The organism is Xanthomonas sp. AM6 (assembly GCF_025665335.1).
Lineage (GTDB): Bacteria > Pseudomonadota > Gammaproteobacteria > Xanthomonadales > Xanthomonadaceae > Xanthomonas_A.
This window is the reverse complement of sequence record NZ_CP106869.1, coordinates 4,378,348-4,397,662: the sequence shown is the minus strand read 5'-3', so window position 1 is coordinate 4,397,662 and position 19,315 is coordinate 4,378,348. Positions and strand designations below refer to the sequence as shown.

General features: G+C 70.1%; 23 protein-coding genes and 2 tRNA genes. 12 read left to right on the top strand and 13 right to left on the bottom strand.

The genetic code is table 11. From position 1 onward, the window contains the following. Window positions 1-125 precede the first annotated feature (125 nt). Together speD and OCJ37_RS18820 are read left to right on the top strand one after the other, a co-directional pair. Entirely contained in the window at window positions 126-920 is a 795-nt protein-coding gene (gene speD / locus OCJ37_RS18825; protein WP_263111213.1) for an adenosylmethionine decarboxylase, read from the top strand. 119 nt (window positions 921-1,039) lie between these two features. Further along, window positions 1,040-1,357, top strand: a complete 318-nt coding sequence (locus tag OCJ37_RS18820) for a DMT family transporter (protein ID WP_263111212.1) — start codon at window positions 1,040-1,042, stop codon at window positions 1,355-1,357. Window positions 1,358-1,534: 177 nt separating this feature from the next. On the opposite strand, the gene OCJ37_RS18815 is transcribed toward OCJ37_RS18820, so the two are convergent. Beyond that, window positions 1,535-2,053: a hypothetical protein gene (locus tag OCJ37_RS18815; protein ID WP_263111211.1), complete on the bottom strand. Its 519-nt coding sequence runs from the start codon at window positions 2,051-2,053 to the stop codon at window positions 1,535-1,537. A gap of 183 nt (window positions 2,054-2,236) precedes the next feature. After that, entirely contained in the window at window positions 2,237-2,881 is a 645-nt protein-coding gene (coq7, locus tag OCJ37_RS18810) for a 2-polyprenyl-3-methyl-6-methoxy-1,4-benzoquinone monooxygenase (RefSeq protein WP_263111210.1), read from the bottom strand. Window positions 2,882-3,095: 214 nt separating this feature from the next. On the opposite strand from coq7, the gene rplM reads away from it, so the two are divergent. Next, window positions 3,096-3,524: a 50S ribosomal protein L13 gene (rplM, locus tag OCJ37_RS18805; protein WP_003470250.1), complete on the top strand. Its 429-nt coding sequence runs from the start codon at window positions 3,096-3,098 to the stop codon at window positions 3,522-3,524. A gap of 2 nt (window positions 3,525-3,526) precedes the next feature. Further along, the gene (rpsI, locus tag OCJ37_RS18800) at window positions 3,527-3,919 is read left to right on the top strand and encodes a 30S ribosomal protein S9 (protein ID WP_003470251.1); all 393 of its coding nucleotides are present in this window, start codon (window positions 3,527-3,529) and stop codon (window positions 3,917-3,919) included. Between the two features lie 441 nt (window positions 3,920-4,360). On the opposite strand, the gene OCJ37_RS18795 is transcribed toward rpsI, so the two are convergent. Then, a tRNA-Gln gene (locus OCJ37_RS18795) sits at window positions 4,361-4,435 on the bottom strand. A gap of 44 nt (window positions 4,436-4,479) precedes the next feature. Further along, window positions 4,480-4,556: transfer RNA gene (locus OCJ37_RS18790), tRNA-Met, on the bottom strand. A 120-nt stretch (window positions 4,557-4,676) separates the two neighbouring features. On the opposite strand from OCJ37_RS18790, the gene OCJ37_RS18785 reads away from it, so the two are divergent. The 3 genes from OCJ37_RS18785 to bfr all read left to right on the top strand — a co-directional run bounded on the left by OCJ37_RS18785 (window position 4,677) and on the right by bfr (window position 6,161). Next, window positions 4,677-5,288 (top strand): RNA pyrophosphohydrolase, encoded by a 612-nt coding sequence (locus OCJ37_RS18785; RefSeq protein WP_263111209.1) that lies wholly within the window; start codon window positions 4,677-4,679, stop codon window positions 5,286-5,288. 79 nt (window positions 5,289-5,367) lie between these two features. Then, window positions 5,368-5,577, top strand: a complete 210-nt coding sequence (locus OCJ37_RS18780) for a (2Fe-2S)-binding protein (RefSeq protein ID WP_263111208.1) — start codon at window positions 5,368-5,370, stop codon at window positions 5,575-5,577. 113 nt (window positions 5,578-5,690) lie between these two features. Beyond that, window positions 5,691-6,161: a bacterioferritin gene (gene bfr, locus OCJ37_RS18775; RefSeq protein WP_145704796.1), complete on the top strand. Its 471-nt coding sequence runs from the start codon at window positions 5,691-5,693 to the stop codon at window positions 6,159-6,161. Between the two features lie 260 nt (window positions 6,162-6,421). Here bfr and OCJ37_RS18770 read toward each other — a convergent pair whose 3' ends face one another. The 3 genes from OCJ37_RS18770 to OCJ37_RS18760 are packed head-to-tail and all read right to left on the bottom strand — an operon-like array spanning window position 6,422 to window position 11,495. Beyond that, the gene (locus OCJ37_RS18770) at window positions 6,422-8,923 is read right to left on the bottom strand and encodes a hybrid sensor histidine kinase/response regulator (protein WP_263111207.1); all 2,502 of its coding nucleotides are present in this window, start codon (window positions 8,921-8,923) and stop codon (window positions 6,422-6,424) included. Between the two features lie 2 nt (window positions 8,924-8,925). Next, window positions 8,926-10,821, bottom strand: coding sequence for an EAL domain-containing protein (locus tag OCJ37_RS18765; protein WP_263111206.1), 1,896 nt, complete (start codon window positions 10,819-10,821; stop codon window positions 8,926-8,928). A gap of 41 nt (window positions 10,822-10,862) precedes the next feature. Next, window positions 10,863-11,495, bottom strand: a complete 633-nt coding sequence (locus tag OCJ37_RS18760; RefSeq protein ID WP_263111205.1) for a DUF4126 domain-containing protein — start codon at window positions 11,493-11,495, stop codon at window positions 10,863-10,865. A gap of 193 nt (window positions 11,496-11,688) precedes the next feature. Between OCJ37_RS18760 and OCJ37_RS18755 the strand changes: the two genes are divergently transcribed. From OCJ37_RS18755 to OCJ37_RS18735, 5 genes are all read left to right on the top strand, one after another. Then, window positions 11,689-12,423 carry a DUF6776 family protein gene (locus OCJ37_RS18755; RefSeq protein WP_263111204.1) on the top strand — a complete coding sequence of 245 codons (735 nt, stop codon included), beginning with the start codon at window positions 11,689-11,691 and terminating at the stop codon, window positions 12,421-12,423. Between the two features lie 7 nt (window positions 12,424-12,430). Then, entirely contained in the window at window positions 12,431-12,883 is a 453-nt protein-coding gene (locus OCJ37_RS18750) for a bactofilin family protein (RefSeq protein ID WP_263111203.1), read from the top strand. A gap of 31 nt (window positions 12,884-12,914) precedes the next feature. After that, window positions 12,915-13,301, top strand: a complete 387-nt coding sequence (gene erpA / locus OCJ37_RS18745; RefSeq protein ID WP_263111202.1) for an iron-sulfur cluster insertion protein ErpA — start codon at window positions 12,915-12,917, stop codon at window positions 13,299-13,301. 48 nt (window positions 13,302-13,349) lie between these two features. Continuing rightward, on the top strand, window positions 13,350-14,282 hold the full coding sequence (gene nudC / locus OCJ37_RS18740; RefSeq protein WP_263111201.1) for an NAD(+) diphosphatase: 933 nt from the start codon (window positions 13,350-13,352) through the stop codon (window positions 14,280-14,282). Between the two features lie 69 nt (window positions 14,283-14,351). Further along, window positions 14,352-15,248 carry a hypothetical protein gene (locus tag OCJ37_RS18735; protein WP_263111200.1) on the top strand — a complete coding sequence of 299 codons (897 nt, stop codon included), beginning with the start codon at window positions 14,352-14,354 and terminating at the stop codon, window positions 15,246-15,248. On the opposite strand, the gene OCJ37_RS18730 is transcribed toward OCJ37_RS18735, so the two are convergent. The 6 genes from OCJ37_RS18730 to OCJ37_RS18705 form a co-directional block, all read right to left on the bottom strand. Next, window positions 15,245-15,652, bottom strand: a complete 408-nt coding sequence (locus OCJ37_RS18730) for a DUF2752 domain-containing protein (RefSeq protein ID WP_263111199.1) — start codon at window positions 15,650-15,652, stop codon at window positions 15,245-15,247. The genes OCJ37_RS18735 and OCJ37_RS18730 overlap by 4 nt on opposite strands. Window positions 15,653-15,657: 5 nt before the next feature. Further along, on the bottom strand, window positions 15,658-15,999 hold the full coding sequence (locus OCJ37_RS18725; RefSeq protein ID WP_263111198.1) for a CD225/dispanin family protein: 342 nt from the start codon (window positions 15,997-15,999) through the stop codon (window positions 15,658-15,660). A 94-nt stretch (window positions 16,000-16,093) separates the two neighbouring features. Then, window positions 16,094-16,513, bottom strand: coding sequence for a DUF2752 domain-containing protein (locus OCJ37_RS18720; RefSeq protein WP_263111197.1), 420 nt, complete (start codon window positions 16,511-16,513; stop codon window positions 16,094-16,096). 70 nt (window positions 16,514-16,583) lie between these two features. Next, the gene (locus tag OCJ37_RS18715) at window positions 16,584-16,868 is read right to left on the bottom strand and encodes a CD225/dispanin family protein (RefSeq protein WP_263111196.1); all 285 of its coding nucleotides are present in this window, start codon (window positions 16,866-16,868) and stop codon (window positions 16,584-16,586) included. Window positions 16,869-16,923: 55 nt separating this feature from the next. Next, entirely contained in the window at window positions 16,924-17,223 is a 300-nt protein-coding gene (locus tag OCJ37_RS18710; protein WP_263111195.1) for a CD225/dispanin family protein, read from the bottom strand. Window positions 17,224-17,316: 93 nt separating this feature from the next. Then, a complete protein-coding gene (locus tag OCJ37_RS18705; RefSeq protein WP_263111194.1) occupies window positions 17,317-19,239 on the bottom strand; it encodes an MFS transporter in 1,923 nt (640 codons plus the stop codon). Between the last annotated feature and the right edge of the window lie 76 nt (window positions 19,240-19,315).

Here is a 19,315-nt window from a genome sequence, read left to right as displayed (position 1 = left end):
TCCCGAAGCTTAACGGGACGCGTTGCCTGCGGCAAACCAGCGCCAGTCCCCACGTTTCGCTATGGGCGCGTTTGGCCCATAATTGCTGCCCTTTCTCCCCCATCCATCTTTTAGAGGATCACGCCGTGGTCAAGCCGTTGCCTCGCCTGAGGCTGCAAGGTTTCAACAACCTCACCAAGGCGTTGAGCTTCAACATCTACGACGTCTGCTACGCGGTGTCCGAAGAGGAGCGCCAGCGCTACATCGAGTACATCGACGAGCAGTACGACGCCGACCGCCTGACCGAGATCCTCACCGACGTGGCCGAGATCATCGGCGCCAACATCCTCAACATCGCCCGCCAGGACTACGATCCGCAGGGCGCTTCGGTGACCATCCTGATCTCCGAAGAGCCGGTGATCGACAAGAAGCTGGCGGGCAAGGAGATCATCTCCGACGCGGTGGTCGCGCACATGGACAAGAGCCACATCACCGTCCATACCTACCCGGAAACCCATCCGCAGCACGGCATCGCGACCTTCCGCGCCGACATCGACGTCGCCACCTGCGGGGTGATCTCGCCGCTGAAGGCGCTCAACTACCTGATCGAGCGGCTGGAATCGGACATCGTGATCATGGATTACCGCGTCCGCGGCTTCACCCGCGACGTGAAGGGCAAGAAGCACTACATCGACCACAAGATCAACTCGATCCAGAACTTCCTGGCCAAGAACATCAAGGCGCGTTACGAGATGTTCGACGTCAATGTCTACCAGGAGAACATCTTCCACACCAAGATGCACCTGAAGGACTTCGACCTGGACCAATACCTGTTCGAGGAAAAGGCCAAGAACCTCTCGTTCAAGGAGCGCATGCGCATCGAGGCGCTGCTCAAGCGCGAGATCGAGGAACTGTTCCACGGTCGCAACCTGGCCGAGTAGCGCGTCACATTCGGCGGGACGGCCCGCCCCGCGGCGTTTGCGCTGCGACCCTTGCCGACGGCGGCCCGATGTGCAGACATCGGGCCGTTTTTGTTTTCATTTGTCTACGGAGAAAGACAATGCCATGGCTCTACCTGCTGCTTGCCGGCGTGTTCGAGATCGGTTTCGCGCTCGGCCTCAAGTACAGCGAAGGCTTCACCCGCCCCTGGCCGACGCTGGGCACCCTGGCCGGCGCCGGCATCAGCCTGTGGCTGCTGACCCAGGCGCTGAAGGACATCCCGCTGGGTACGGCGTATGCGATCTGGACCGGGATCGGCGCGTTGGGCACGGCCGCGCTGGGCATCGCGCTGTTCGGCGACAGCGCCTCGCCGGCGCGGCTGGCCTGCATCGGCCTGATCGTGGCCGGGGTGATCGGGCTGAAGCTGGTCCAGTCCTGAGCGCTGGCGGTTCGGGGCGGGCAACGACTTCCCACAGCGCACCCGGCGCGCTTGCCGCAGGCCCCTGTGGGAGCGACTTCAGTCGCGACGAACGCAGTGGCGGCCTTTCCGGCGTCGGGAACGCCGTGACGCGCACGCGCCACGCCGGCCGCAGCGGCGTGGGGGCTTGCCTGCGGCTCAGGCCGTGGCGGTGCGGCGCGGCCCGAGCACGCGCCCGATCAGCAGCTGGTGCGCGGCCGCGGCCAGCAGCGCGGCGATCGACAGCGCGATCGCCAGGCGGGTGAGCATGCCGCCCAGGTTGCCGGCGTGCTGCAACTGGTCGAGGCGGCCGAACCGCGACGGGTCGGCGTTGGCGTAGGCGATCTCCACGGTCGCGCCGTCCAGCAGCAGCGGCCCGGCCTCGGCGCCGCTGGCCTCGAACGCCCCGCGGTGCAGCCGGCCCTTGCTCTCGAACACATAGTGGAAGCGGTAGCGCACCAGCGGCTCGGCATGCGCGCCGAACGCGCCGTCGGCGATCACCGGCACCGTCGCCACCGAGTGGTCGCGCAGGATCGCGCTGGCATGGCGGTAGTCGCCGAGCAGGTGGTAGAGCAGCCCGCCGCCGCCGAGCGCGAACAGGCTCGCGAACAGCAGGCGCGAAAGCCAGCGGGTCCGTGGCGAGGGCAGGTGGGTGGCGCGTGCGGGCATGTCGGTCATGAAGGCGGGCGCGAGCGGCCTGGCTCGGCGCAGTGGTGCAGCGGAATCGGACGGCACCGGGAGCGGAGCGCCGGTCGCTGAACAGGATAGGCAGACGTGGAAACCAGTCAGCGCTCGTTCACTTTAACCCGAATGCCGTCGCAATGCCAGCGCGGCGCCCGTCGCCCGGGCGCCGCGGCATACTCAAAGCCGGTAGGCGACCGCCTTCATCAGCCGCGAGGCCGCCGCCATCAGCGACGGGATTGGCGCCGGCAGCCGCCGCGCGCCGGCCTGCTCGGCGTGCTCGGCATGGCGGGCCTCGTCGGCCTTCATCACCCGCAGCACGTCGCGGCTGCGCAGGTCGGCCGGCGGCAGCGTCTGCAGGTGCTCGTCCAGGTGCGCCTCGACCTGGCGTTCGGTCTCCACCACGAAGCCCAGGTTCCAGCCGTCGCCGCGCAGCCCGGCCAGGGTGCCGATGGTGTAGCTGCCGGCGTACCAGACCGGGTTGAACAGGCTCGGGCGGCTGTCCAGTTCGCGCAGCCGCGCCGCGCACCAGGCCAGGTGGTCGGTTTCCTCCTGTGCCGCTTCCAGCAGGTGCGCGCGGGTCGCCGGGTCGCGCGCGACCGCGGCCTGGCCGAAGTACAGGCCCTGCGCGCAGACCTCGCCGACATGGTTGATGCGCATCAGCCCGGCGGCATGGCGGCGCTCGTCCGGCGCCAGCACCACGTCGGCGGTCGCCGCCGCCGGATAGGGACGCTGCGCCGGCGGATCGCCGAACACCGTTTCCAGGGCGCGCTGGGCTTCGACCAGGGCGCGGTCAAGCGGGGTGTGCAGGCGGGGAGCCGTCATCGAAGGGCCTGGGACGCGGTGGGGACCCGATTTTCCCCTCGGGTCGCCGCGATGCCAAGCGCGGCCGCCGCCCGGGGCGGTCCGGGCAGGGGTGGGCTTGCATGCGCCGGCGGCGGCGCGTAGAATTTCGCCTCTTGCGTTTTTGCAATTCACAACGCGTGGCAAAGTTCAGGCAGGCAACTGCAGGAATCCGCCCGACCAACCGAGTCTTCTAATGAGCACCTTCACCGCTAAGTCCGAGACCGTCCAGCGCGACTGGTATCTCGTCGACGCCGCCGGCAAAACGCTGGGCCGGCTTTCCACCGAACTGGCCCGCCGTCTGCGCGGCAAGCACAAGCCGGTCTATACCCCGCACGTCGATACCGGCGATTACCTGGTGGTGATCAACGCCGAGAAGATCACGGTCACCGGCAACAAGCTCAACGACAAGAAGTACCACCGCTTCACCGGCTACATCGGCAACCTGAAGACCGAGACCTTGGCGCAGGCGCTGGAGCGTCACCCCGAGCGCGTCATCGAGATCGCGGTCAAGGGCATGCTGCCGAAGGGACCGCTGGGTCGCGCCATGTACCGCAAGCTCAAGGTCTACAAGGGCTCCGAGCATCCGCATACCGCCCAGCAGCCGCAAGTTCTGGATATCTAATCATGGCGATCACGCAAAACTACGGCACCGGCCGCCGCAAGTCCTCCACCGCCCGCGTGTTCCTGCGCAAGGGCACCGGCAACATCACCGTCAACAACCGTCCGCTGGACGAGTTCTTCGGCCGTGAGACCGCGCGCATGATCGTGCGCCAGCCGCTGGAGCTGACCAAGAACACCGAAAGCTTCGACATCTTCGTCACCGCCGCCGGCGGCGGCACCACCGGCCAGGCCGGTGCGATCCGCCTGGGCATCGCCCGCGCGCTGGTCGAGTACGACGAGACCCTGAAGTCCGAGCTGCGCAAGGCCGGCTTCATGACCCGCGACGCCCGCGAAGTCGAACGCAAGAAGGTCGGTCTGCACAAGGCCCGCCGCGCCACCCAGTTCTCCAAGCGCTGATCCACCGCGCCTGGCGCGGAATCCTTCGGGATTCCCCTGGGAAGCACGCAAAAGCCCGGCCCTGGCCGGGCTTTTGTCGTTTGGGGGAATGGGTGCTGCGCCTTGGTGGTTGGCGCGCGGTCGAATGGAGTCGGGCGATGGCGGTCGCCCGGATCGCGCGCGTCCGAGCGTGGCGTCCAGGGCAATGCGTCTTCAAAATCGGCAGTCGAGCACGCCCCGCACGAGGGTCGGGGCTTTACCTCAGCCTGCATCAAAGGGTCTGGTGAAAAGCCCCCTTGGAGTCCAAGGGCGCGCGCCGACAGGCGCGGGGATGTGGAGAGGGAAGGCCGGGGCCCGCACCTTGCGCAGCAAGGTGTGGGGCGCAGGCGCAAAGCGCCTGCGCGAACCCGTAGCCAAACACAAAAAAAAGGCCGATCTTTCGATCGGCCTTTTTTTTGTGTTTGGCTGCCCCGGATGGATTCGAACCACCGAATGCCTGAGTCAGAGTCAGGTGCCTTACCGCTTGGCGACGGGGCAATGTCGCAGATCGCAATTATCGCACGCCTGCTGCGTGGACACCATGGTGGCTATGGGTGGACTCGAACCACCGACCCCAGCATTATGAGTGCTGTGCTCTAACCGGCTGAGCTACATAGCCTTGGTGAACCGCCAATTCTTATAGCAAATCGGGCGGCTGTCAACGGGTTTTTGCCGCGCTTGTGGGCCGGGCGCAGCCATGGCAGAGTCGGAGCCAGTAGATTTTTCAGGAGTCCGCATCGTGATCGATCCGGACGGTTATCGACCGAACGTGGGCATCGTGCTGATGCGGCCGGACGGTCAGGTGTTCTGGGCACGTCGCGTGCGCCGGGATGGCTGGCAGTTCCCGCAAGGCGGCATGAATACCGACGAGACCCCGGTCGAGGCCATGTACCGCGAGTTGCGTGAAGAGACCGGGCTGTTGCCCGAGCACGTCGAAGTGCTCGGCGCCACGCCTGGCTGGCTGCGCTATCGGCTGCCCAGCCGCGCCATCCGCCGCAACGAACGCCAGGTGTGCATCGGCCAGAAGCAGGTCTGGTTCCTGCTGCAGATGCAGTGCGACGAGAGCCAGCTGAACCTGGAGCTGACCGAGACCCCGGAGTTCGACCATTGGCGCTGGGTCGACTTCTGGTACCCGGTGGAGCACGTGGTGCTGTTCAAGCGCGGCGTCTACGCGCGCGCTCTGCGCCACCTGGCGCCGTTGGCGCAACGCATCGCCGGGCCTGGGATCCGCGCCATGCCGACCCTGGCGCAGGAGGCGTGGATGCCCGGCAACACCGCCGGCCACGAGCGCCCGCGCAAGCGGCCCCGCAAGCGCGGCGGGCCCTGGGCCGCCCGTATTAATAACGATTAACGCCCGGAATTGACAACCATTCTCACTTTGGTTTGAATGGCGCCAGGCGCAGTCCGCGCCGCCTGCCGCCAACGCCACTGTGTACGTCTGCATCTGCAATGGGGTCACCGATCGCCAGATCCGCGAAGCCGCCGACGCCGGCTGCCGCACCGTGTCCGAACTGACCATGCGCACCGGTTGCGGGGCCACCTGCGGCTCGTGCCTGGACATGGCCGGCGACCTGCTGGAACGCGCGCTGCTGCGCGACCTGCCCCTGCCCATGCTGGGCGGCCTGGCCCAAGCCGCCTGAAGCCGCGGCTTCCGCCGTGCGGATGCGCAGCGGGATGATCACGATTCGCGTTCCTTCACGGCCGCGGCCGATTCGCTAAAGTCTGCGCTTTCCAGCATTCAGCGAGCGGTGCGATGAAGGGCGACAGCAAGGTCATCGAGTTCCTCAACAAGGTCCTCTACAACGAGCTGACCGCGATCAACCAGTACTTCCTGCACGCCAAGATGCTGAAGAACTGGGGGCTGAAGGAGCTGGCCGAACACGAGTACAAGGAATCGATCGACGAGATGAAGCACGCCGACAAGTTGGCGGACCGCATCCTGTTCCTCGAGGGGCTGCCCAACTTCCAGGCGCTGGGCAAGCTGCGCATCGGCGAGAACCCGAAGGAAATCCTCGAGTGCGACCTGGCCCTGGAGCAGGACGGCACCACCACCTTGCGCGAAGGCATCGCCTACGCCGAGTCGATCCAGGACTACGTCAGCCGCCAGCTGCTGGCCGACATCCTGGAGTCGGAGGAAGAACACATCGATTGGCTGGAAACCCAGCTCGACCTGATCGGCCGCATCGGCGAACCGAACTACCTGTTGACCAAGCTCGAGGATTGAGCGGCAGCGGCGCATCTTCAGCACCGCTGTGCGCAGGCGCGCGGGACATGCCGTCGCCCACGCGGCCAGCGCCGGCCGAGGCGCGAGCGCTCGGGCACGGGAGACCGGCGCGTAGGATGGTGTCGATCGGAATTTCGTCAGCTTTTTTGTAGGAGCGGCTTTAGCCGCGACAGGATCTGTCGCGGCTAAAGCCGCTCCTACAAACGCATCGCGGACCTACGTAGACGTCAGGATCGCGCCGTCGCAAGGGCGCGCGCTGCCTAGGAAGCGGCGGTGTCGCGCAAGGTGTTGCGGTAGCCGTTCAAGGCCAGCCGCGCGCGCGCGAATTCGGCGATGACCAGCGCCACCGCCACGGCGGGGCGCTCCAGCTGGTGGGCACGCACGCCGGTCTCGATGCGCGAGGCCGCGGCCGACAGCGCCAGCGCGCCGACGTTGGCGGCCGAGGACTTCAGCGTATGCGCCGCCGCGCGCAGCGGCTCCAGCTGCGGGATCGCGGCGGCCTGTTCCATGCGCTGGATCAGCTGCGGCGCATCGCCCAGGAACAGGTCGACGATCTGCGCGGTGGTCGCGCTGCCGGCCAGCTCGCGCAGTTCGTCGAGCACCGCGATGTCCAGCACCGGCAGCGGCGTCGGCGGCAGCGGCGGCATCGGCGCCGGATCGGCCACGCTGGCGTCGGGCGCGGGCGCAGCGGTTTCCGCTGATGGCAACGGCGTCGGCGTCGGCGCCGGCATCGGCATCGACGCGGCTTGCGGAGTCTGCGCCGCCGCCGGCAGCCCGCCGCCGGTTGGCGCGGCCTCTGCCTCCGCCGGCATCGCCTGGGCGGCACGGTGCGGCAGCCAGCGTTGCAGGCATTGCAGCAGGCGCTCGCGGTCGACCGGCTTGGACAGGTAGTCGTCCATGCCGGCCTCCAGGCAACGCTGGCGGTCGCCGGCCATCGCGTTGGCGGTCATCGCCACGATCGGCAGCCGCGGCCGTCCCGCCGCCGCTTCGGACTGGCGCCACTGGCGGGTGGCGGCGTAGCCGTCGAGCACCGGCATCTGGCAGTCCATCAGCACCAGGTCGTAGGCCTGGGTGGCCAGCTGCGCCAGCGCGGCGGTACCGTCGGCGACGTTGTCGCTGCGGTAGCCGAGCACGTCGAGCAGTTTCTGCGCGACCAGCAGGTTGACCGGGTTGTCCTCGACCAGCAGCAGGCGGTAGTCGGCGGCCGGCGAGGCCGGCGTCGCCGCGGCGTGCGGGTCCGGGGCGTGCGAGTCCGGTGTGGGGGGCGAGACCGGCGCCTGTGCTGCGTCGGCATCGTGCTGGAGGTGGGATGTGGATTCGAGCGATGTCTGCATGGTCGCGACCGGCGCCGGTGCGAGCGCGAGCATTCCGCGCAGGTCCAGGTCCGCGGCCTGCCGCGACAGCAGCGCGCCATGCGCGCGGATCTCCTCGGGGATCTCGGCCTCGCCGTACAGCCAGATCAGCCGCACCGCGTGCGGCGCCGGCAGCCGCGTCACCGCGCGCTGCAGCGCGCGCGCGCTCTGGCGCAGGCCGTCGAGGTCGCCGATCACCAGGTCGTAGGGCAGGCGCGCGGCGGTGCCGGCGCGCAGCCGCTCCAGCGCTTCCTGGGTCGAGTCGACCTTGCTCAGCTGCATGCCCCAGTTCGGCAACAGCAGCTTCAGCCGCTGGTACAGGCGCTGGTCGGCGCCGACCAGCAGCGCGTGCAGCCGCGGCAGGCTGCCCTGCGCCTGCGGCAGGTCGCCGATCACCTTCAGCAGCGGGATCTCGAACCAGAACGTGGCGCCCTGGTCACTGCCCGATTCCACGCCGATGCGCCCGCCCATCAGGTCGACGATGCGCTTGCAGATCGCCAGGCCCAGGCCGGTGCCGCCGTACAGGCGGGTGGTGGAGGCGTCGGCCTGGGTGAAGGAGCGGAACAGCCGCTCCTGCTGCTCGGGGCTGATGCCGATGCCGGTGTCGCGCACCTCGAAGCGCAGCAGGTGCTGCGCCGGGGTCTCGCCGAGGCGGCGCACGCGCAGGTCCACGCCGCCGCGCGCGGTGAACTTGATCGCGTTGCCGATCAGGTTGCTCAGCACCTGCCGCAGCCGCAGCGGGTCGCCGCGCACCGGCAGGCGCACCGCCGGGTCCAGCTGCAGCGCCATGCGCAGGCCCTTGGCCTCGGCCGAGCGCTGCATCAGCTGCAGCACGCCGTCGAGCAGTTCGCGCAGGTGGAAGCTGGTGATCTCCAGCTCCAGCCGGTTCGCTTCCAGCTTGGAGTAGTCGAGGATGTCGTCGACGATGCGCAGCAGCTGCAGCGAGGAGTCGTTGGCGGCGCGCAGCATCTCGCGCTGCTCGGTGCCGAGCTGGCCGCGCGCGATCAGTTCCAGCATCGGGATGATGCCGTTGAGCGGGGTGCGGATCTCGTGGCTCATGGTGGCCAGGAATTCGCCCTTGGCCATCACCGCGGCTTCGGCGGCCTGCTTGGCCTGCAGCAGTTCGCGCTCCAGCCGCTCGCGCAGGTGCACGTCGCGTTGCAGCGCGTCGCGTTCGGACTCGGCCAGCGCCGCGCGCGCCAGCGCCGCGTCCAGCGCGCGCGCCTGTTGCCGCGCGCGCCAGGCGGCGAGCGCGGCCAGCAGCGCGGCGGCGCCGATGCAGGCCGGCGCCAGCAGCTGCCACGGCGGCGGCGGCGCCAGGGCCGGCACCGCCAGCAGCGCGGCGGCGGCGGCGAGCGCCGCGCTCGACGCGGCCAGCCACGGCAGGGGCCGGCGCCGGCGTGCGGGCATCGCTACAGCACCGCGTTCTGGAAATCGAAGTTCAGTTCGTCGCCGACCGATTGCACCAGGTTGCCCTGGATGAAATCGACCCCGCCCATCCACATCGCCGCGGCGGCCTGCGCTTCCTCGATCTGCTGGCCGATGATCAGCAGCCCGGCGCGGTGCGCCAGGTCGATGGTGGCGCGCAGCTGGTCGCGCAGCACGGGATCGGCATGCGCGGTGGCGAAGCGCGCCGACAGGCGCAGGTAGCCCAGCGGCAGCTGGTTGAGCAGCGCCTCGGCCTCGGCGCCGGGTTCGAACTGGCTGAGGCAGAACTGCACGCCCAGCGGCATCAGCCGCGCGCAGAACTGTTGCAGCGTGACGGTGTGGATCAGCGCGTCGTCCAGGCGCAGGTCGATCACCAGCGAGGTGCCGGTGACGCCGCGGCGGCCGATCGCCTCGACCAGCCAGTCGGCGAAGGCGCCGCGCGCCAGCGTGCGCGAGGACTGCGACACGAACAGGCGCAGCGGCGGCGTGGCGTGCTGGTACAGGTGCAGCAGGCCGAGCGCGTGGTCCAGCACCTGCTGGTCGAGGTCGGCGATGCGCCCGCCGGCCTCGGCCGCGGGCAGTACCTGCCCGGCCGACAGCAGGGTGCCGTCGCGCTGGCGCAGGCGCAGCAGCACCTGGTACTGCGCGGTGTCGCCGCCGGCGACGGCGACGATCGGCTGGTAGGCCGGTTCCAGCTGGCCTTCGAACATCGCCAGGCGGCCCAGGTCCTCTTCCTCGCGCGGCGGCGCGTACGCGGCCACGCCCTGCGGATGCAGGCGCGCCTGCAGCGCGGTGCGCTCGACCGCCTCCAGCGCGCTGCCGGCGTCCTCGAAGCCCTGCGCCAGGTCGGCGTAGCCGATCGCGCAGCGCAGGTGCACCGCTTCGTCCTCGCGCAGCGGGAAGGCATGGTCGGCCAGGGCCGTGCGCAGTGCCTGGGCGCGCCGCCGCAGCGCGTCCAGGTCGCTGTCCTGGGCCAGCAGCAGGAAGCTGTTGTCGTTGAGCCGGGCCAGCGGCTGCGGCGCGGTGACGCTGGCCAGGCGGCGCCCGGCCTGGGTCATCAGGCGCTCGAACGAGGCGTAGCCGTAGCGTTCGCGCAGGCCCAGCGCGCTGGCGATCTCGATGAAGAACAGGCCGCCGCCGCTGCGCGCGCGCAGCGACTCGCCGAGCAGCTGCAGCACATGGCTGCGGGTCGGCAGGCCGGTCTCGGGATTGTTCAGCGGCGTGCCGTCGCTGGCGCTCTGCTGCGCCTGCTGGCGCGCGCGGCGGATGCGGTTGGAGACCGCGGCGATCAGGTGCCGCGGCCGGATCGGCTTGGTCAGGAAATCGTCGGCGCCGCTGTCGAGCACGTCGTACTGCAGCTCCGGATCCGGGTCGCCGGTCAGGAACACGATCGGCAGCAGCTGGTGCTGCGGGTGCTGGCGGATCAGCGCGGTCAGGCGCATGCCGTCCAGGCCGGGCATGTGCAGGTCCATCAGGATCAGGTCGGGCCGGTACTCGGCGATCGCCTGTTGCACGCCTTCGGCCTGCATCTCCACCTGCGCCTGCATGCCGGCGCCGTGCAGCACGCTCTGCGCGAACAGGGCCTGCGAGCGGTCGTCCTCGACGATCAGCACGCGGTACGGCGCGTCCAGCGGCTGCGGCGGCGCGCCGCCGTCGGGCGCCGCGCTCGGCGCGCTCGGCGCCGGGTCGGCAGCGGGCCGGTCGTCGGCGGCCGGCGCTGCATCGTCCTGCGCATGCGGCGCCGGGTCGGGCGCGGGCGCATCGGGCACGGCGTCGGCGGCCCAGCGCCGCCAGTAGTGCGGCGGCGGGGTCTCGGCGCGGACGTTGCGCGAACGCGCTTCGTCGCGGCTGGAAAGCGGTGCGGTGTCTCTGGCGGCCATCGCGGTTTTATCCTGGTGCACGTTCGATTATGCGATGAAGTTCACGAAGGCAGGGAACCATCCCGGTTCGGCCTGGCCACGGCGGCATCGGCGGGCACCGCCAGCAGGCGGCGCACGCCACGCCACAGCGTGCGCCACACCCACCACACCAGCAGCGCTCCCAGCACGCTGGCGCCCAGCACCACGGCCAACGCCAGCCACGGGTGCGCCAGGGCCAGCGCCAGTGCGGCGATCACCACCGAATCCTCGGTCAGCGAGGCGATCCAGTTGCTGGCCGGTTCCGGCGAGGTGTTCAGCAATGCACGCGTACCGGATTTCAGCACATGGCTGGTGAGGGCCACGCCAGCACCGGTGGCCAGGGCGCCGGCGCCGAGCTGGCCGTCCGGCGACAGCGTGGCCGCGGCCAGGAACGCGCCGGCCGGGATCCGGGTCAGGGTCTGCAGCAGGTCCCACACCGAATCCACGCCGGGGATCTTGTCGGCGAAGAACTCGGCCAGCGCGAGTGCGCCGGAGGTGCCGAGCACCCACCACGACTCGGTCGCCTGCAGCGCCTGCGGCAGTTCCAGCCAGCCGAGCAGGCCGGCGATGCCGATCCCGAACACGGTCAGGTAGACGCGGATGCCGGCCAGCCAGGCCAGCAGGATGCCGATTACGAACAGATGGGCGTCGGTCATGGCGAGGCGCTCCCGCATATGCGCGTGTGGCGGCCACTATCGGCCAAGCGTGCGGCGAAGGCCAGCAGGAGGGCGCCGTCCGCGCCGACGGCGGACGCTCCGGCGCCGGTCAGGAGCGTGGCTTACACTAGCTGGCCGGCCCGAACCCCCGCGAGGATCGACGCCGCCGCCGTCCCGGTGGCGCGCTCTGACGATGAACCGACCCGTCCCCCGTTTCCAGATCGTGCCCAACGGCGCCGCGCCGGCGCGCGGCCGTGGCCTGTGGCTGCTGGTCGCCGTGGCCTGGCTGCTGTCGCTGGCCGGCACCTGGCTGCTGGCCAGCCGCCAGGCCGCGCCCGCGTTGGGCGAGGTGCGGGACCAGTTGCGCGAGGCCGAACGCAAGCTGCAGGCGCAGCAGCGGCAGATCCAGGCGCTCGACCAGCGCCAGGCCACGCTGGCGCGTTCGGACCAGATCAGCCGCGCCGCCAACAACGCGGTGCAGAGTTCGCTGGCCGAGCGCGACGAGGAGATCGCCGGGCTGCGCGCCGACGTGGCCTTCTACGAGCGCCTGGTCGGCGCGACCAGCCAGCGCAAGGGCCTGACCGTGCATTCGGCGGAGTTCTCGGCCGAGGCCGGCGGCACCTGGCACTACAACGTGGTGCTGACCCAGAACCTCAACCGCGGCGCGATCAGCCAGGGCCAGATGCGCCTGGCGGTGGAAGGCGTGCGCGGCGGCAAGCTGACCAGCGTGGGCTGGGACGAGCTGCACCAGAAGAGCGGCGTGCCCGGCCAGGACTATTCGTTCCGGTATTTCCAGCAATTGGACGGCAGCGTGATCCTGCCCAAGGATTTCACCCCGCAGCGGGTGCGAGTATCGCTGTCCGGCGGAGGGGCGTCGGTCACCCAGAGTTTCGATTGGACACTGGCCGGCAACGGCAAAGGGGAATAGGCAGCTTATGTTCGGGAACAAGAACGGTCGCAGCAGCGGCCAGACCGTGGTCGATACCTTGATCGGCGCGCAGGTGGTGATCCGGGGCGATCTGGTGTTCAGCGGCGGCCTGTACGTGGAAGGGCGCATCCTCGGCAAGGTGCTGGCCGAGGACGGCGCGCCGGCGACGCTGACCCTGTCCGAGCACGGCAGCATCGAGGGCGAGGTGCGTGCGCCGGTGGTGGTCATCAACGGCCAGCTGATCGGCGACGTGCATGCCGCCGAGCGCGTGGAACTGGCGCCGAAGGCCCGGGTGCAGGGCAACGTGCACTACCAGGTGGTGGAGATGAACGCCGGCGCGCAGCTGACCGGGCGGCTGATCCATGCCGGCAGCATGGCCGCGCTGGCCCCGCCGGAGCAGTTGCACGAGGAGCCGCAGGCCGAGCCGGCGCAGCGCGTGCTGGCCAAGGCGGACGCTTGATTCGGCCCGCGGCCGCCCCCATCCTGCTGCCATGAGCACTCTCGTTTCCCTGCCCAGTGCCGCGCCCGCGCCCGACTACCAGTCGCTGGAGCGGCCGCTGAACTTCACCCACGCCGCCGCGGCCAAGGTGCGCGAGCTGATCCGCGAGGAAGGCAACGACGCGCTGGCGTTGCGCGTGTACATCCAGGGCGGCGGCTGTTCCGGCTTCCAGTACGGCTTCGAGTTCGACGAGAACCGGGCCGAGGACGACCTGTCGGTGCGCACCGACGAGGTCACCCTGCTGGTCGACCCGCTGAGCCTGCAGTACCTGATGGGCGCGGAAGTGGATTACAGCGAGGGCCTGCACGGCGCGCAGTTCGTGATCCGCAACCCCAACGCCAAGACCACCTGCGGCTGCGGCAGCAGCTTCAGCGTGTAGACACGCTGCGGCTTGCCGGATGCGCGGTTTGCCTGCACCCTGCGCCGCATGTCCGACCTGACTTCCCCCTCCTTCGTGTTCGCCGACGCGGTCATCGACCGCGCCGATGCGTTGCGCAACGATCCCGACGCGCTGCGCCGCGCCTGGCCCGAGGCGCGCCTGCTGCTGCTCGATGCCGACGGCAACGCCTACGCCGACGCGCAGGGCCAGCCGCTGGCGCTGACCGGCGCGGCGCTGGGCGACGCCGCCGCGCAGGCGATCTTCCTCGGCCTGCGCGACGGCAGCGCCTGGTTCGCGCTGGCCGCGACCACGCTCGATGCCCAGCTCGACCCGCCGCAGCGCATCGACCTGCGCCGCGCCGCGGCCGAGTGGCCGGCCGCCGCCTCGAGCCTGTTCGCCTATGCGCGCGGCATGCTGCACTGGCAGTCGCGCACCCGCTTCTGCGGCGTGTGCGGCGGCGTCGTCGCGTTCGGCCGCGGCGGCTTCCTCGGCACCTGCACGCAGTGCGCCAGCGAGCACTATCCGCGCGTGGATCCGGCGGTGATCGTCGCGGTCAGCGACGGCCAGCGGCTGCTGCTGGGCCGCCAGGCGAGTTGGCCGGCGCGGCGCTATTCGGTGATCGCCGGGTTCGTCGAACCGGGCGAGTCGCTGGAGCAGACCGTGGCGCGCGAAGTGGCCGAGGAAACCCAGGTGCGGGTCCGCCCCGGCAGCTGCCGCTACTACGGCGCGCAGCCGTGGCCGTTCCCCGGCGCGCTGATGCTCGGTTTCCGCGCGCTGGCCGAGCCCGATGCGCCGCAGGTGGATGGCGAACTGGAGGATGCGCGCTGGTTCGGGCGCGACGAGATCGGCGCGGCCCTGGAGCGCGCGGCGACGCTGGGCGATGGCGCCGACGACGGCCACGGCCTGCGCCTGCCGCCGCGGATTTCCATCGCGCGCGCGCTGGTGGCGGACTGGTATCGCCGCGCCGGCGAGCACGGCTAGGCCGGCGCGCACCGTCCCGGCGCTGCGGCCGCTGCGCGCACGCTTCAGAACCGGTCCCGGAGGACCTGCATGTTCACTACCCTCGTCGCTGTGATCGTTGCGCTGGTGCTGGGCCACGTCGCGCCCGGCATGGTGGCCTCGCTGCGTCGCTTCGACGCGTACGGCGACTGGCTGTCGTGGCTGGATGCGCACACCGGCGCGGGCAGCGCCTGGCGCGGCCGCTACGGCATCGCGCTGGCGCTGCTGCCGGCGCTGCTGCTGATGGGCCTGCTGCAGTGGTTGCTGGCCGCGCCGCAGCTGGGCCTGCTGGCCTTGCTGTTCGGCGTCCTGGTACTGGCCTTCAGCTGGGGGCCGCGCGATCTGGATACCGATGTGGAAGCGGTGATCGAGGCCGACGACGTGGCCGCGCGGCGCGTCGCCGTCGCGCACCTGCAGGCCGACGGCGGGCCGTTGCGCGAGGACCCGGCCGGGCTGGTCGAGGCGGTGGCGTTCAGCGCGCTGCGGCGCTGGTTCGCGGTGCTGTTCTGGTTCCTGCTGCTGGGGCCGGTCGGCGCGCTCGGCTACCGCCTGCTGGCGCTGGCCGCGGTCGGGCCGTATGCGCCGCGGCTGCCGCTGGCCACCGCGCTCGGCGCGCGCACCGCGCTGGCGGCGCTGGAATGGCCGGTGGCGCAGCTGATGACCTTCTCGCTGGCGCTGGTCGGCAATTTCGAGAGCGTGTTCGGCGCCTGGCGCGCGGCCGGCGGCAAGCGCTGGCAGCTGGACAGCGGCTTCCTCGGCCCGGTGGCCTGCGCCAGCGTGCGCGGCGAACTCGACGACGAGGCGCACGACTACAGCGATGCCGGCATGGCGGTGCCGCTGCTGCGGCGGCTGCCGGAACTGCGCGATGCGATGAGCCAGATCTGGCGGGTGCTGCTGCTGTGGCTGGTGGTGCTGGCGCTGCTGGTGATCGCCGGCTGGGTGAGCTAGCCCGGCGCGAGCAGGGTGAACGGGAACCACGGCAGGTTGCGCGCGATCCAGTAGCCGGGCAGCGCCAGCAGCCAGAAGTTCGGCCGCGCCACCAGCGCCACCACCGGCGCGAACCACGCCGCGCGCCATCCGGCCTTCCATGCGATCAGGCCGGGCAGCACGGCCAGGCCCAGCATCGCCCCGGGATTCATCGCGAACGCGCCGAGCGGATCCAGGTGCACCAGGGCGTGCAAGGCGCGGGTCATGCCGCAGCCGGGGCAGTAGTAGCCGGTCAGCGCGTGGAACAGGCACGGCGCGAACGGATTGTCCGCGGCGTTGGGATCGAACCGGTACAGCAGCGTGGCGCCGGCCGCCGCAAGCGCGGCGCCGGCGCCCAGGCACGCCCGTTGTTGCCAGGCGCGCATGCCGGTCAGCTCATCTGCTGCATCTGGTTCACGTATTCCATGTAGCTCTGCATGCCGCCGGTGGCGACCATGCCGATGTTGATCAGCAGGCCGATGATGGCCAGCGCGGTGGTCACCCAGCACCAGGTCTTGGCGCTGTTGGAAGCGCGCCGCGCGCCTTCCAGGTCGCCCTGGTTGAGCAGGCCGTTGACCTTGCTGGAGTACACGATCGCGACGATGCCGGGGATGATCGCCGGGCAGCACAGGCAGAAGCCGAGCACCGTGGCGATGATCGCCCAGGCCAGGTGATTGGGGATCGCGCCGGGCGTGGGGGCGGGCGGGGGCGTGACGGGGCTGACGGTGCTCATGTGGATCTCCTTGAGTGGCTATGCGCTGGGCATGGGAGGGAGTCTAGACGAGGTGGCCGCCTGGCCTCCATCGTTGGGCATGGCGGTGTCGCGCTCAATGCGGCGCGAGCAGCACGAACGGGAACCATGGCAGGTTGCGCAGCACGGCGTAGCCGAGCAGCAGCCACAGCCACAGGCGCGGATCGGCGAGGATCTTCAGCAGCGGCGCCAGCGGGCGCATGCGCAGTCCGGCGGCATTGAGCGCCATGATCGCCAGCAGCGGCAGGGCCACCACCAGCAGCGGATTGCTGGCCAGCGCGTGGGCCAGGTCCAGGTGCACCAGCGCATGCAGGCAGCGGGTGCTGCCGCAGCCGGGGCAGTACAGCCCGGTGAGGGCGTAGAACGGACAGGCCGGCAACGGATTGCCCGGCACGTTGGGATCGACCCGGCGCAGCACCAGCGTCGCCGCCGCGGCGGCGGCGCTCAGCGCGGCCAGCGGCAGCCAGCGGGGCAGGGGGCGGCCGCGCGGAAGCATCGTGTTCGGAAAGGAACGCAAGCGATCGGCAAGGACCGCCGCTGCGCGCGGCAGCGGCGGCCCGGCGCGATCAGTACGACGTGGTGGACTGCTGCATCATGCCCAGGCCGCCCAGGGCGAAGATGAAGATCAGGTACAGCACGACCAGCACGACCCAGGCGATGACCGAGTAGATCGCCCACTTCTTGGCCTTCTCCGACGATTCGCGGGCGCCGGTGATGTCGCCGGCGGCGAGCTTGGTGTTGACCTGCGAGGCGAACACGATCGAGACGATGCCCAGCGGCAGGCAGCAGAACAGCGTGCTCAGGATCGCCCAGACGAGGTTGTTGGACACTTGCGGTGCGGTGGTATTCATCCGTGTTACTCCGGTTGCGTGGTGGAACGAGAAAAAAACGAAAAGGCGGGCGTGCTCACTGCTCGAGCAGGCTGCCGAGGATGGCCATGCCGCCGAACAGCAGGAACCACAGGGCGATCAGGATCGGCGCGGCGAGCGCGGACCACATCGCCCACAGACCGGCCTTGCGCGAGGCCTCGCGGGCGCCGGCGACATCGCCGGCGGCGCGTTTGCCGTCCACCTGCGAGGCGTAGACGATCGACACCACGCCCAGCGGCAGACAGCAGAACAGCGTGGACAGGATCGCCCACACCAGATTGTTGGGGACGTAGATGCCCGCGCCGTTGGGCGGTGGTGGTGGCAAAACCTGACTCACTGATCGACCCCTGAAATGGACGCCGCCGCAGCATGCAGGCGTCTCCCCGGCGCCTAATCTACCTGAAGCGGCGTTTCCAGGCACCCCGCAGGTTCACGCGGCATCCCCGCGCAGCTGCCGCACCTGCGCTTCCAGCAGCTCGGCGCTGGCCTCGGCGGCGGGCACCGGCGGCCCGGCGATCACCTCCACGTGCGCGCGGAAGCGGCGCGGCACGCGCATGCGCCGCAGCCGCGAATCGCGCTTGCTCCACATGCTGGTCCACATGTTGCGCAAGGCCATCGGCAGCACCGGCACCGCGCGGCGCTCGACGATCTTCTCCATGCCGGACTTGAACTTGGCGATCTCTCCGTCCTTGGTCAACGCGCCCTCGGGGAAGATGCACACCAGTTCGCCCTCGGCCAGCGCCGCGTCGATCTCGTCGAAGGCGCGCTGCATCAGCGCCGGGTCCTCGCGCGCGCCGGCGATCGGGATCGCCTTGGCGGTGCGGAAGATCCAGCGCATCACCGGGATGTTGAAGATGCGGTAGTACATGACGAAGCGCACCGGGCGCGGGATCGAGGCGGCCAGCACCAGCGCGTCCATGTAGCTAACGTGGTTGCACACGATCAGCGCCGCGCCCTCGTCGGGCACGTGCCGCTCGATGCCGTGCAGGCGCAGCCGGTACAGCGCGCGCACCATCACCCAGCTGAGGAAGCGCATCAGGAATTCGGGGACGATGCTGAAGATCCAGATCGCCACCACCGCGTTGGCGATGGCCAGCGCCAGGAACACCTGCGGGATGCTCAGCCCGGGCATCGGGATGCGGGTGCCGAACAGGGTCAGCTGCTGCATCTGCAGCGCGATGCCGACCATCGCGGCGATGACGATGAACATCGAGTTCTGGATGTTGAGCCCGGCGATGACCCGCGACAGCTCGGCCTTGGGCGTGCGGCTCTGGATCAGCGCGAACAGCGGCACCACGAACAGGCCGGTGCACAGGCCGATGCCGACCAGGTCGAGCATGATCCGCCAGCTGCCGGCCTGGTGCACGAACTGGCCGATGCCCAGCCCGGCCTGCAGCGCGCCGCCGGGGCGGGCGAAATACAGGTCGAGCATGAACGCGCTGATGCCGAACGCGCCCAGCGGCACCAGGCCGATCTCCACCGTGCGCCCGGACAGCTTCTCGCACAGCAGCGAGCCGGTGCCGGTGCCGATCGAGAACAGCGCCAGCGCGAAGATGTACAGGTCCTGCGCGCCGCCGAGGTTGAGTTCGGCGTAGGTCGGCAGCTGCGCGGTCAGCACGGTGCCGATGAACCAGAACCAGGACACGCCGAGCACCGCGTTGCGCACCGCCAGCTGGCGCCGGGTCAGGCGCATGATCGCCAGCGACTCGGGCAGCGGGTTCCAGTTGATCTTCAGCGCCGGCGCGCCGGCGTCGACCTTCGGGATCAGCCGCGCGACCAGGTTGCCGGTGACCGCCAGCGCGACCACCGCGGTGGCCGCGGCGACCGGGCCGTGGCTGCCGGCGATCTGGAAGATCAGCCCGCCCAGGATCATGCCGCACAGGATCGAGATCGAGGTGCCCATCTCGACCAGGCCGTTGCCGCCGGTCAGTTCCTCCGGCTTGAGCACCGAGGGCAGGATCGAATACTTCACCGGGCCGAACAGGGTCGATTGCAGGCCGGTGCAGAACAGCGCGACCAGCAGCACCGCCATGTTCTCGGTCAGGAAGCCGACCGCGGCCAGCGACATGATCGCGATCTCCATTGTGGTGGTGATGACCACCAGCCGCGATTTCTCCAGCTTCTCGGCGATCTGCCCGGCCAGCGCGGAGAACAGGAAGTACGGCAGGATGAACAGCGCCGGCGCCAGGTTGGTGTACAGCGTGCGCTGCTCGGGAGTGACGCCCAGGTAGAACAGCAGGCCGATGATCGCCTGCCGGTACACGTTGTCGTTGAATGCGCCCAATCCCTGGACCACGAAGAACGGCAGGAAGCGGCGCTGTTTGAGCAGGGCGAACTGGCTGTGGCCGGACATGCAGGCTCCTTTGCGAACGCGCGCAGCCTAGCAGGTTCGTTGCGCGGCGGAGGCGGGGCGGCGGGGCAGGCGGTGC

Excerpts from the sequence above, each read along its gene's own strand:
- OCJ37_RS18730 (WP_263111199.1), bottom strand. The coding sequence starts at position 15,652 with ATGCGCGCCTGGCAACAACGGGCGTGCCTGGGCGCCGGCGCCGCGCTT.
- nudC (WP_263111201.1), top strand. The coding sequence starts at position 13,350 with ATGTCCGACCTGACTTCCCCCTCCTTCGTGTTCGCCGACGCGGTCATC.
- OCJ37_RS18755 (WP_263111204.1), top strand. The coding sequence starts at position 11,689 with ATGAACCGACCCGTCCCCCGTTTCCAGATCGTGCCCAACGGCGCCGCG.
- OCJ37_RS18815 (WP_263111211.1), bottom strand. The coding sequence starts at position 2,053 with ATGACCGACATGCCCGCACGCGCCACCCACCTGCCCTCGCCACGGACC.
- OCJ37_RS18765 (WP_263111206.1), bottom strand. The coding sequence starts at position 10,821 with ATGGCCGCCAGAGACACCGCACCGCTTTCCAGCCGCGACGAAGCGCGT.
- OCJ37_RS18750 (WP_263111203.1), top strand. The coding sequence starts at position 12,431 with ATGTTCGGGAACAAGAACGGTCGCAGCAGCGGCCAGACCGTGGTCGAT.
- rpsI (WP_003470251.1), top strand. The coding sequence starts at position 3,527 with ATGGCGATCACGCAAAACTACGGCACCGGCCGCCGCAAGTCCTCCACC.
- OCJ37_RS18735 (WP_263111200.1), top strand. The coding sequence starts at position 14,352 with ATGTTCACTACCCTCGTCGCTGTGATCGTTGCGCTGGTGCTGGGCCAC.
- coq7 (WP_263111210.1), bottom strand. The coding sequence starts at position 2,881 with ATGACGGCTCCCCGCCTGCACACCCCGCTTGACCGCGCCCTGGTCGAA.
- OCJ37_RS18760 (WP_263111205.1), bottom strand. The coding sequence starts at position 11,495 with ATGACCGACGCCCATCTGTTCGTAATCGGCATCCTGCTGGCCTGGCTG.
- OCJ37_RS18725 (WP_263111198.1), bottom strand. The coding sequence starts at position 15,999 with ATGAGCACCGTCAGCCCCGTCACGCCCCCGCCCGCCCCCACGCCCGGC.
- OCJ37_RS18715 (WP_263111196.1), bottom strand. The coding sequence starts at position 16,868 with ATGAATACCACCGCACCGCAAGTGTCCAACAACCTCGTCTGGGCGATC.
- OCJ37_RS18720 (WP_263111197.1), bottom strand. The coding sequence starts at position 16,513 with ATGCTTCCGCGCGGCCGCCCCCTGCCCCGCTGGCTGCCGCTGGCCGCG.
- erpA (WP_263111202.1), top strand. The coding sequence starts at position 12,915 with ATGAGCACTCTCGTTTCCCTGCCCAGTGCCGCGCCCGCGCCCGACTAC.
- OCJ37_RS18770 (WP_263111207.1), bottom strand. The coding sequence starts at position 8,923 with ATGCCCGCACGCCGGCGCCGGCCCCTGCCGTGGCTGGCCGCGTCGAGC.
- OCJ37_RS18820 (WP_263111212.1), top strand. The coding sequence starts at position 1,040 with ATGCCATGGCTCTACCTGCTGCTTGCCGGCGTGTTCGAGATCGGTTTC.
- bfr (WP_145704796.1), top strand. The coding sequence starts at position 5,691 with ATGAAGGGCGACAGCAAGGTCATCGAGTTCCTCAACAAGGTCCTCTAC.
- OCJ37_RS18705 (WP_263111194.1), bottom strand. The coding sequence starts at position 19,239 with ATGTCCGGCCACAGCCAGTTCGCCCTGCTCAAACAGCGCCGCTTCCTG.
- rplM (WP_003470250.1), top strand. The coding sequence starts at position 3,096 with ATGAGCACCTTCACCGCTAAGTCCGAGACCGTCCAGCGCGACTGGTAT.